Source organism: Nostoc sp., assembly GCF_036917815.1.
In the GTDB taxonomy this organism is placed as follows: Bacteria; Cyanobacteriota; Cyanobacteriia; order Cyanobacteriales; family Nostocaceae; genus Nostoc.
The window spans coordinates 25,465-37,275 of record NZ_JBALEK010000010.1; the positions used below are offsets into that span (position 1 = coordinate 25,465).

General features: G+C 49.4%; 10 protein-coding genes and 1 pseudogene. 1 reads left to right on the forward strand and 10 read right to left on the reverse strand.

The window, feature by feature from the left end; genetic code table 11:
• Window positions 1-78 precede the first annotated feature (78 nt).
• Window positions 79-1,020 (forward strand): peptidoglycan-binding protein, encoded by a 942-nt coding sequence (locus V7K97_RS02995; RefSeq protein ID WP_334799218.1) that lies wholly within the window; start codon window positions 79-81, stop codon window positions 1,018-1,020.
• A gap of 199 nt (window positions 1,021-1,219) precedes the next feature.
• On the opposite strand, the gene V7K97_RS03000 is transcribed toward V7K97_RS02995, so the two are convergent.
• The 10 genes and pseudogenes from V7K97_RS03000 to V7K97_RS03045 form a co-directional block, all read right to left on the reverse strand.
• Window positions 1,220-2,128, reverse strand: a complete 909-nt coding sequence (locus V7K97_RS03000; RefSeq protein ID WP_334799219.1) for a slipin family protein — start codon at window positions 2,126-2,128, stop codon at window positions 1,220-1,222.
• 265 nt (window positions 2,129-2,393) lie between these two features.
• A complete protein-coding gene (gene glgP, locus V7K97_RS03005) occupies window positions 2,394-4,937 on the reverse strand; it encodes an alpha-glucan family phosphorylase (RefSeq protein WP_334799220.1) in 2,544 nt (847 codons plus the stop codon).
• Complete coding sequence (pgm, locus tag V7K97_RS03010; protein ID WP_334799221.1) at window positions 4,934-6,628, reverse strand: phosphoglucomutase (alpha-D-glucose-1,6-bisphosphate-dependent); 1,695 nt, start codon at window positions 6,626-6,628, stop codon at window positions 4,934-4,936. Before pgm ends, glgP begins: the two co-directional genes overlap by 4 nt.
• 202 nt (window positions 6,629-6,830) lie before the next feature.
• Window positions 6,831-7,037, reverse strand: a pseudogene (locus V7K97_RS03015) (hypothetical protein); the annotation flags it as partial.
• A gap of 37 nt (window positions 7,038-7,074) precedes the next feature.
• Window positions 7,075-7,254 carry a rhodanese-like domain-containing protein gene (locus tag V7K97_RS03020; RefSeq protein WP_334799222.1) on the reverse strand — a complete coding sequence of 60 codons (180 nt, stop codon included), beginning with the start codon at window positions 7,252-7,254 and terminating at the stop codon, window positions 7,075-7,077.
• 12 nt (window positions 7,255-7,266) lie between these two features.
• A complete protein-coding gene (locus V7K97_RS03025; RefSeq protein ID WP_334799223.1) occupies window positions 7,267-7,422 on the reverse strand; it encodes a hypothetical protein in 156 nt (51 codons plus the stop codon).
• Window positions 7,419-8,207, reverse strand: coding sequence for a ribulose-phosphate 3-epimerase (rpe, locus tag V7K97_RS03030; RefSeq protein ID WP_334799224.1), 789 nt, complete (start codon window positions 8,205-8,207; stop codon window positions 7,419-7,421). Before rpe ends, V7K97_RS03025 begins: the two co-directional genes overlap by 4 nt.
• A 53-nt stretch (window positions 8,208-8,260) precedes the next feature.
• Complete coding sequence (locus V7K97_RS03035) at window positions 8,261-8,401, reverse strand: hypothetical protein (RefSeq protein ID WP_334799225.1); 141 nt, start codon at window positions 8,399-8,401, stop codon at window positions 8,261-8,263.
• 694 nt (window positions 8,402-9,095) lie between these two features.
• On the reverse strand, window positions 9,096-10,688 hold the full coding sequence (locus V7K97_RS03040; protein WP_334799226.1) for an ABC transporter permease: 1,593 nt from the start codon (window positions 10,686-10,688) through the stop codon (window positions 9,096-9,098).
• Window positions 10,689-11,810: an ABC transporter permease gene (locus V7K97_RS03045; protein ID WP_334799227.1), complete on the reverse strand. Its 1,122-nt coding sequence runs from the start codon at window positions 11,808-11,810 to the stop codon at window positions 10,689-10,691. It lies immediately after the preceding gene.
• Window position 11,811: the final 1 nt, after the last annotated feature.

The window sequence follows — 11,811 nt, forward strand, 5'->3', positions numbered from 1 at the left end:
AGGCGAAACAACAATGTTTCATAAGTCTGTTAGTGACAAAATAGTATTACTCTGATCACAAAAGAAAGCAGCAATTCTATGCCAGTTACATCTACTGATAATCCTCATTCCTTGCTCTATGGTTTAGCCAATGGGTCAGTCAAAGCACTCGCAACGGAAGAAGCGATCGCTGCAAACAAGACTTTGGCACTGCAATTACAGTCTAGACTTCAAGATTTTTGGCTCTTAAATTCACCTGATGGACTTTGGGGACCAAAATCTGCCAGGGCGCTAAATGCTTATAAACATTTTCAAAATCTCAGTGAGCCAGGGATAAATCCCCATATTGCTGCTAGCCTGCTCAATACCAATCCGACTGACTTAATACCAGGATTTCAACTCAACGGTGACTGGCCGAGTCGAACCGTGATGTGGATCAGCTTACATAATCAACAAATCAGCAGTAACGGTAACGATGGAGAAATCAACATCGTTTATTTTCGGGGATTAGACCGTAATGGACAGTGGAATGGTAATGCACCATTTGTCTGGAATGACCGACGTTGTGTATTAGTAATCAAAGATAAAGTACCAACTTTTGCGGGCAATTGGTTAGGCACTTGTGACCCAGGAGAATATTACTGGGAAAATCCCATGAACAAGGAAGGATGTGCAGATATCAAGGCATGGCAATACCAAGCTTGGAGCGTTGGTCATCACCACGGTAGCACCGGAGATCAATTGGCTCTGGTGCAAACTGGGGATATTACAGTGTTGCGTGGCTCTGATCGCTTACCGGATGAGGGTAGTAACTTCAACGTAGACCAACACACTACTGATAATCCAGATGGTGATGGGTTTGGGGAACCAGTCAAAGGTTGGTCTGCTGGATGCATGGTGGGGGCTAGTGCCAACGAACATTACCACGAGTTTATGCCTTTGGTGCAAGCAGATCCACGAGAAAAGAATGCCCCAGGAAAATATCAGCACTGGACAACAGTGATTAATGGCAATGAATTTCTAGATATTTTCCCTGGGTAAATCTTCACAAAGCTATGTGAGTCCGGCGTATGAACTTCGCATGGCTCTTAAATGTGAACACAAAGCCGTAGCACAGATAACGTAGAGCAATAGGTTTTGTGTTAGCGAAGCGTTAGGAGTCTGCGAGCGTCCGGGGATTTAGCTAAGGCATCAAAACGTGCTGCCTGTAGAGACTCTTGACTTAAACCCCCAAAGTTCGTTAAGGGTTTGCGATTAATTTAGTGCCATTTGGCTCTACAACATCCCTCATTGATTGAATGCCTTCTTGCTTTCTGATCTCGCTTTTCTCCTGGCCCAATCCCATAGTCAAGGCTGTCATCCCGGCAAGACCCCCTAGTTGCATACTTTCTACGGCTGTGCTGGGTACAATGACGATCGTGGCATTGTCTTTTAAACCCTCATAAAGCATATTCATCGCCCTCAAATGCAGAGCCACAGGGTTGTTGATATAAGTCTTAGCCGCTTCCCCAAATTTCTCTGCCACCTGTCGCTCAGAATCTCCGAGAATCACACGCGCCTGACGTTCTCTTTCCGCTTGAGCCTGCATCGACATCGCATCCTCCAAGGCCGAGGGAATCAGTACATCCTTAACTTCCACCGAGATAACATTGATACCCCATGACTGGGTGCGCTCGTCAATGATTTTCTGCAAATCCTTACTGATTTTCTCTCTGCCTTCCAGCATATCCGATAGCATGGTCTTGCCGATGACATCCCGCAAAGCCGTTTGGGAAGCCCAACTAATAGCACTTTTATAGTCCGCAACATCCAGGGCTGCTTTCTGAGGATCTACAACCTTCCAAAACAGAACTGCATCTACGTCAACCGGCACCGTATCCTTAGTCAGAGTCTTCTCCGCCTGAAAAGAAGAGGTGATCACGCGAGTGTCAATCCGGTAAGGTATGGTGTCAATGATCGGAATAATGAAAACGAGTCCCGGTCCTTTGAGAGCGAGGAATTTTCCTAACCGCAATACCACCAATTTTTCCCACTCATTCACCACCTTAATAGCGCTCGAAAGAATTGAAGCTAACACACCTCCAACACCAATAATTACCATTAAAAGAAGTAATGGGTTAGTAGTGTAATACGGGACGGAGTTTTGCATAAATAAGGACGAATTTACTGTGCTTTGGGACGTACTCGCTATCAGCTTTCCCGCTTGAAGTTGATAGCCAAATAATGGATAAGAGCTGATTGTTTTCATTTCAATTACCTTGATGAGTTAGACACTTGAATTTGATAACCATGATTTGTTTTTTCTGAACTAGTAAGCAGAACGACGGGGAAAAACCAAACTATGTTAATAAAAGTAAAGTAGACTTAAACCCTCCTGCCTCCTGCCTTGCGGCAATCCTCCATGCAAAAATGAATCATCGCTGCCACAGGATTCGTGTATCTTCCAGTGGAATCGCAACCCCGTCGCAGTATGGTAGAATACGCACCGTATATTCTGTGGCTGGGCGTGTTGCGGATACCTGCGTGTTAAAGATGTAACCGTTCCCCGTGGTCAATGGCTGACTGCGCTTCATTTCCTGTCGCGACCTGTTGCCGCCGTTCACTCCGTTGGCATATAGTTCTACCCGCACACTCTTTGGGTCAAGGCTACCGAAAAACACTTCAACTGTGAATGTGTGTCCTTGTGCGTCGCTCACAACCTTGATTTCGCCGAAGCACAACGTTGCCCATTTATCTTGCAGAGTGTGCTGCCAATCGACGATTTGCTTGCCGACTTCGCCGTTGTTCGCAGCGCGATCGCGGTAAGCAGTGGCAGCCGGCAGGTAGTATTGCTCCGTATATTCACGTACCGTATAGGTGGCGGAAAAGCGCGGTGTCAACTGCGCCATACTTTCTCGCATCCGCTTGACCCATGCCGTGGGGATGCCGCTGTCGTCTCGGGTGTAAAACTCCGGGATCACTTCCTGCTCTAGCAGATCATAGAGCGCGTTGGCTTCTACCGCGTCCCAAGCGGGATCTTCGCCATGCTCCTGACCGTCCCCCAATGCCCAGCCAACTTCAGGATTGTAGGCTTCTGCCCACCAGCCATCCAACTCAGATAAATTGATGCCGCCATTGACAAGTATCTTCATGCCGCTCGTCCCGCAAGCTTCCCAAGGTCGCCGTGGCGTGTTGATCCAGACATCCACCCCTTGCACCAGGTGTTCGGTCAGAAGCATATCATAGTCACTGAGAAACATCGCATGGGGGCGCATCTCAGGTTGCCGGATGAAACGTACCCATTCTTGAATCAGGGCTTGTCCCCCCTGGTCTGCCGGATGCGCCTTGCCAGCAATGATGAGTTGCACCGGACGCTGCGGATTGGTCAAGAGACGAAGCAGGCGATCGCGATCGTGCAGCAGCAAGTTTGGTCTCTTATAGGTAGCGAAGCGGCGGGCAAAGCCCAAAGTTAATGCGTTGGGACTAAACAGATGCTTCGCGCCATTAATTGCCTCCGGCGTGTCGTTGGAGACGATCAATTGCTGGGACAAGCGTTGGCGGGCGTATTCAACCAGAGACTTACTGGCGGCTGTCCGAAACTGCCAGAGTGTGGTGTCACAGACGCGGCGAATGTCCTGCCCCAGGTTTTCTGTCGTACCCAGCCAGCGCTCCTTTCCACAGGCTCCCGTCCACAGATCATCGGCGGGAGACGATTCCCAGCTTGGCATGTGGACTCCGTTGGTTACGTGTCCAATCGGCACTTCGTCCTCTGGCCAGTGGGGAAAGAGCGGCGTGAAAATGCGCCGGCTCACCTGACCATGTAAGCGACTCACCCCGTTTACCGCCCCGCTTCCACGGATTGCCAAATAGGCCATATTGAAACTCTCGGATGAATCATTTGGATTCTGACGGCCCAGGGCCAGCAAATCGTGGACTGTAATGCCCAGCTTGTCTTGGGCATACCGACCAAGGTATTGCTCGATGAGAGCCGGAGCAAAACGGTCAAAACCAGCAGCCACCGCCGTGTGAGTGGTGAAAAGGTTCCCCGCTCGCGTGACCGCCAGTGCGACCTCAAAAGGCTGCCCGGTCTCGTTCATGAAAGTTCGGGCTCGTTCCAAAATAGCGAATGCCGCGTGGCCTTCATTGAGATGGCAGACTTCCGGCTGGATGTCGAGGGCATCAAGCAGTCGCCAGCCGCCAATACCGAGCAGCATTTCTTGCTTGAGGCGTAACTCTGGTCCGCCGCCATACAGTTCGCTGGTAATGCCTCGATGGGCAGGAAAGTTTGCTGCGTCATTGCTGTCTAGCAGGTAAAGCTTCACGCTGCCAACTTGTACCTGCCAGGTGCGTAGCCAAACCGAGTAACCGGGCAAGACAATCTCCAACCGCAACCACTCGCCGTTGGGGTGGCGCAAGGGTGCGATCGGTAACTGTCCGGGATCGTTGTAGGGATAAAGGGCTTGCTGTGCGCCGTCCTTGTCAATCACCTGACGAAAATAGCCCTGTTGATAGAGCAATCCCACAGCAACCACCGGTACACCCAGGTCACTGGCGGCTTTGAGCTGATCTCCGGCGACATTGCCGAGTCCGCCTGAGTAAATGGGCAGCGCTTCACTCAACATGAATTCCATGCTGAAATACGCGACACATTTCAATGGAGACTGCGGATACCGTTGCTGAAACCAGGCTGGTGCAGTTGCCTCCTGACGCCTGATTTGCAACAATTCATCCACATTCTTACAGAAGGCTGGATTGGCTAGCGCCCTCTGGAGTTTGTCCCTTGAGACAGTCTGTAAGACCACCCAAGGGTTTTGAGTCAACTCCCAAAGTGCAGGATCAAGCTGCCGCCAGACTTCATCAGTAGTATGGTTCCACGACCAACGCAGATCCAAAGCTAGTTCGGTAAGGGAATCGAACCCCTCGACATCTGTCGGTAAAAAACGGTTGTTCGACGTGCTGAAAGGTGTTTGTTGGCTCAAGGGTTCTCCTTTTGGTTTGCCTTGGATGCAATCCCCAACTTCTGTGGGGATGCCGCCAAAGCATTGCTGACAATCGTCTGTGCTTGTTCCAGGATGTGGTGCAGATGCTCTGTTCCTTGGAAGCTCTCTGCATAAATCTTGTAGATGTCCTCGGTTCCTGACGGACGTGCCGCGAACCATCCGCTTTCGGTCATCACTTTCAATCCACCAATGGCAGCACCGTTGCCTGGTGCATGAGTGAGTACCTTCTGAATTTTTTCACCCGCCAGTTCGGTGAGCGTCACCTGTTGCGGTGAGAGGTTTGCCAACTTTTCCTTTTGCTCTGGAGTAGCGGGTGTCTGAACGCGATCGTAGACAGGCTCACCGAATTCGTGCGTGAGTTCGCGGTAGATTTCGCCGAGATCGTGGTCTGTCCGCGCTGTAATTTCCGCCGCCAGCAAACAGGGAACGAATCCGTCCTTGTCCGTCGTCCAGACGCTGCCATCCAGACGAGCGAACACCGAACCCGCGCTCTCTTCTCCCGCAAATCCCAGTGAGCCATCTAGCAATCCTCCCACAAACCACTTGAAACCGACCGGTACCTCGAAAAGCTGCCGGCCAAGTTTGGCAGTTATCCGGTCAATCATCTGGCTGCTCACTACCGTTTTGCCGATCGCCGCTTCCTTGTGCCACTTCGTCCGGTTTTGAAAAAGATAGAAAATTGCCACGCAGAGGTCGTGATTAGGCAGTAGCAATCCTTCGCTTCTGGTGACAATGCCATGTCGGTCGTAGTCGGTGTCACAGGCGAAGGAAAGATCAAAGCGATCCTTCATCTCGATCAGTGGTTGCATCGCATAGGGCGAAGACGGGTCCATCCGAATCTGTCCATCCCAATCCACCGTCATGAAACGAAAGGTGGGATCGACCGTCTCGTTGATAATGGTCAGGTTTAAACTATGTTGCTCCGCGATCCGCGCCCAGTAATGGACACCAGCACCGCCAAGGGGGTCAACGCCGAGACATATCTTGGCGCTGCGAATGATATCCAGGTCGATTACATTGCCCAGGTCGTTGACGTAGGCGGTCACATAGTCGTGTCGATGCGTCGTGGCACTGTGTAGAGCCTGCTCGTAGGGAATTCGTTTCACTCCTTGGAGTCGGGCTTCCAGCAGCGCATTCGCCGTTCCTTCAATCCAACCAGTGATCGTGTTGTCGGCTGGCCCACCAGGCGGTGGGTTATATTTGAAACCACCGTCATGGGGCGGATTGTGGGAGGGTGTGATCACAATCCCGTCAGCGAATCCGCTTTTGCGATCGCGATTGTAAGTCAAAATCGCATGAGAAATTACTGGGGTTGGGGTATATTCGTCCCCAACGGCGATCATCACTTCGACTCCATTTGCTGTCAGTACCTCAAGTGCAGTAGCGCCAGCCGGAACAGAGAGCGCGTGCGTATCCATACCGAGATACAGAGGGCCAGTGATTTTTTGTTGCGTGCGATAGAGGCAAATCGCCTGAGTAATTGCCAGGATGTGCCATTCGTTGAAAGCCCGTTTGAATGACGAGCCGCGATGACCAGATGTGCCAAAGGACACTCGCTGTTCCGGTACTGATGGGTCGGGAACCTCGGTGTAGTAGGCGGTGATCAGCCGTGGCACATCGACTAGTATTTCCAAGGGTGCAGGCTTTCCGGCCAGGGGACTGATTTTCATGACGCTTTCCTCAAAGTCCGTGATGGAGTTAGTCTCCATTAAATAATTCGTAATTAAGTTTTGTGACTGGGATTTAGCGCAAAGTGCGGTCTTGGGGTCTCCCCAAGACCGCACTTTGCAAGACAGACCCCGACCCAAAACTTGCTGATTTTTTGAATCGGGGGATTTAAACCCACGGTACTCCGTTAAAGGATTGTGGTCTTTATTTCTGACTCTCAAGCATTTCCTTTGCTTGCAAAAGTTCCTGGTGTTTTGCTTCGCTGACTTTGGGATAGTTGAGATTGAGTGCCTTCAATTGGGCATAAATGATGCCTGCTACCACAAGGCGAGTAAACCATTTGTGATCTGCTGGGATTACATACCAGGGTGCCCATTCTGTGCTGGTGTGATTAAACATTTCTTCATAAGCAACCTTGCCGATCGATAACCGGCGGAACAGTACAGCACTACAGGGCGTAGGCGTAGCCCGCCGTAGCATCGTGCGGAACTTGCTCCAGATTGTGCGCCAGGGTTTGGAGGGGAATATTGATTGCATCAGGTATATGTCCAGACTTATACTCAGAGGCTTCTCGCACATCCACCAACACAGTTTGAGGGTTCTTTAATAGGTTTTTTAACCCTTCCACACTAGCGATCGTCTAATAGCCTGGTGGAATCGATGTGAGAAAGCGATCGATTGCTGATTCCAGATTCACGGTTTTTTCAGACATTGCTTGCATCTTTTCTTGTGCCAGCAGACCCTGATTGTCAGCAACAAGCATCTTCGCGGTTTCTATCAGCTTTTGGACATTCATTTCGGGTTGCTCCACTCTGGAAGGTGGATCTTTTGGATGCAAAGAAATGAATCAGGTGAATTTGATTCGCCCGTTGATTTCAAAATTTCCCATCCGCTAGCGCCGGGTTGGTTCTCGTTAACAATCTGGCGCATTTTTTTGACGGCAACTTTCAGGCTGGGGGCACCGAACAAGCTCGTGCCCGCCACAAATGTATCTGCTCCGGCGCGGGCGGATTCGGCGGCAGTCTGGTCATTGATACCGCCATCTACGCTGATGCGGTAGGACAGGTTTTTTTCGCGCCGCCACCCTTGGGCCTGCCGGATTTTGGGCAGGCATTTGGGGATAAATTCCTGTCCGCCGAATCCGGGATTGACAGTCATCACAAGCAATAGATCAATTTGTTCGAGAAACGGCTGGACGGCAGCGATCGCAGTCGGTGGATTGATGGCGAGTCCAACTTTTTTGCCGAGGGATTTTATTTTGTGGATCAGGGATGGGACTTGTTCGCCAAGTTCGATGTGAATGATCATTTCGTCCGCGCCGGCTTTCGCAAAGGGTTCGAGCAGGATGTCTGGCTGGGAACACATGAGATGAACGTCAAAGAAAAGTTTGGTGAGTGGGCGGATGGCTTTGACAACTTGCGGACCGAAGGAAATGTTCGGGACGAAGTGGCCATCCATGATATCGAGGTGCAGCCGATCGGCACCAGAACGTCCGGCACGTTCGGCTTCTTGTCCTAAGCAAGACTGGTTGGAGGCAAGGAGCGAAGGTGCAATCATCATTTCAGCAACATTTGATTTCATATAAATGTTTTTATTTCGTTCCATATGGACATTCGGAACTCCTTTGCCTTATTTCAGGTCGGTACAGGTGTTTTTCCTACCAACGGTTTCTCTCTCGGTGTTGCACCCGAACTCCACTTCCAATTACGGATTTCCGGCAAGTCTTCTAATGCTTGTGAGAAATGCGGGTTATGCTCAATTAACTTGTCCAACATGATCGTGAGAATAACGATTATAGTTGTTCATCCAGAGCTAACAACTTGCTTATTAGTTTCTGTTGATTAACTTTCAACCTCCACAAAATTCCTGATTAGTTTTCTGATTTCTCACTTTTTCACTAAAGCATAAAGCATCAAATACTTCTTATATCTTGCTAGGTATATAAGTTTAATTTCATCTACCACTTTTGAATGTTTTATCAGAATTTGTATAAGTTATACATAACTCAAACATTAAATATGACTTGTTGATAATTGCTTGTGGCTTCAAACTCTGATTATTTTGATATTTCCAGACTTAAATAATTCGTAATGGGCTGCGCCCCGCTACGCTAACGTAATTCGTAATTACAGCAGTTTTCATGTATTTAGACCACAATTATGAGACCTAACCCCCAGCCCCTTCCCTTGTAGGGAAGGGGAGAAAATGAAAGCCTCTCTCCTTTTAGGAGAGAGGAATGGAAGTGAGGTCTGTTTGTGGTTCATTTACCTGAAAATCGCTGTAAGTTTTGTGTTAGCGAGTCTGCGATAGCGCAGCGTAAAGCCTTCGGCATGGCTTCGCTTAGAGCGAGTAATCGAGCGTCGCATCCGGGGATTTAGACCCACGGTACTCGGTTAACGGGAACAACATTGAGATATTTTGACAACGATCTGATTTTCTGTTCGACTAATCACTTCACTGCGAAAAGAATTACGCAAGCTGACGGCTAAATTGGCGCACGCTGAGAGTCAACAATATGGCCGCAAACGCGATTAAAATCAAAACTTGAGACCACAGAACTTCTAGCCCCACACCTTTGAGGATGATGCCACGACAGACTTCAATGAAGTAACGCATGGGGTTCAAGTAGGTTAGCGATTGCATGAACAAGTTCATCGAGGCAATAGGAGAGGTTGCTCCACTGAGAAGCGACAGGGGCGGGTTGATAAAGAAAGTAATGAGCTGGCACTGCTGCTGGCTTTTGGCGTAGCTAGCAACCAGAATGCCGATACTGATTCCCACCGTAAAGTAAAGGATCGAAATGATCAGCAGAAGCAGTAAGTTGCCTCGAAATGGCATTCCAAAAATTAACCTACCTACCACTAACCCCACTAATAAATCAAAGGTGAGTAGAATTAGCAGCGGAATAATTTTTGCCAGGATGATCTGAGTGCTGGAAGTGGGTGTCATGACCAGTTGTTCGATCGTTCCTGCCTCTTTTTCCCTGACCACTAATGATGCGGCTGTTTGAGAACCAAGCACAGTCATCAAAATGCCAATAATTCCCGGTACAATAAACCAGGCGCTATCTAATCCCGGATTGTAAAGCACCTCTGTTTGCATCTCAACTTGATTGCGCTGTAACGATTGGCTGGAGGGAGTATCTATTGATGGGCTTGAGGTGTCCTGCTGATTGGCGCTGTTGGTTGAAGTGTTTGAATTCTGCTGATCAGAGTTGTTGGTCGCAGATCTGACGTTCTGATCAATTGTGCTGCTGATCGAACTATCAGAACTGATGTTTGATTGATTTGCGTTACTAGTTGTAGAGTTATTAGTTAGGGTATTAGAAGTTTGATTGATGGCATTGGGAGAACTTTGACTAGTAGAGTTATTAGTTAGGGTATTAGAAGTTTGATTGATGGCATTGCTACTTGAAGTCTGAGTACTACTATTGTTCTGATTGCTAGATGTGCTGATTGAAGGCTCTAAGTTTTGATTTGTCGTTAACGGGCTGGAGCCGATAGTCTGTTGACTGGAGGGATAGTCCGTTGAAGTAGTGGTATTATTAGTTGCTTTACTGGCACTGGCGACTTCTTGACTGTAGGCGTTTACTTGCGATCGCCGCTGATTATAATCGTTGACCAATTGGCTGACATAAGTCGATGCTGTAGTGGCGGTGTTAGCATTGATCGCATCAAAGAGTGCCTGCACGTCAGCCGTGCGTCTGCGGGCAATGTCATCGGCAAATTCAGGTGGAATCACAATGCCAAGCGTGAGGGTACCCTTTGCTAGATCCGCCGTCATATCCTGTTGATTGGCATAGTGGTTGCTGACAGTAAACGCATCCGTTTGGCTAAAAATTTCTGTGAATTCGCGGGAAGCACGACTATGGCTGTAGTCTGTAATCCCCACTTTCAGTCCTTTAACATCAGGATCGAGCGCGACACCAAACAAGATCAGAAAGAGAGTTGGCGGCAACAGCAATTGGATCACCAGGGCACGGTTGTGCAAGATTTGAGTACATTCTTTCTGAAACAACGCCCAGAAGCGACTACCCAAAATTCTGTCAATCCAGTGCATCATTTAGGACTCCACCTGCATCGTTTGCAGTTTGCGCCAAGCCAGGAAGAAAAAGAGGATTGCCAGCAGCAGCAACCCTAGTAAGGGACTCCAATCACTCACCCAGCCAGAGCCACGGGCGTAGGCATTGCGTGTCAGCAGAATGTAGTGTCGCGCCGGAATCAGCAGCGATACCCACTGGATGGCGATCGGAATATTTGCGATTGGGTAAATGAAACCCGATAGCTGGAGGGAGAGCAAAAAGGCGGTGAAGGAAACGTTCTGAATCACCGTACTCTGGGAGTTGGTACTGGCACCTAAAAAGATGCCCCATAAAACGCCACAGGCAATGTAGAGAACGGAACCCAGAATAACAGGCGTAGGGTCGCCCACAAACCACAGTCCAAAGCATAGCCAGGACTCCAGGTTGACAAGCAAAATTTCTGCCATACCCACCAGCCAAAATGCCACTGCTTTCCCCAACAGGTATTCTGTACCCGTGAGGCTAGAAGCGTACACTTGTAGAATCGTGCTTTGTTCCCGCTCTTTTGCGGTCGCTAAACCCGCCAGCAGGGGTGGAAACAGCGTTACCGTCATAGCGATCGCGCCAGGACCGATATATTTCAGGGTTTCCAAGCCGGGATTATACCATAGTCGTGATTGCAAATTGACCGGAGTAGTCGCACCAGATGATTGTAAGTTCTGGACAAAGGCGCTGTTCGTCGCGTTGGCATAGCCACGAATCACATTAGCGGTGTTGGAATCGCTGCCATCCAGCAAAAGCTGCACGTTTGCTGTGCGATCGGCTCGGTTTAAATCCCGCGAGAATTTGGGGGGAATGATGATGCCGCCGGAAATCCGCCCCTGATCCAGCAGATGAGGAAGATCCACACCAGGACCCTGTGTAACCAGCTGGAAGGTCTGTGTGCGTTCAAAGGTGGCAATGTATTCCCGGCTGCTAGGGGTCATCGATAAATCTTGAAAGGCAAAGTTAATCTCGTTGACTTGCAGCGAGACGGCAAAGCCATACAGCAGCAACAGCAGGATGGGTAAACCCAGTGCCATTGTTAAGGTCAGGCGATCGCGTCCCAGTTGGGTCAGTTCTTTGAGGATTTGAGCAATGATCCGTTTGGGTCGTACTGCCACA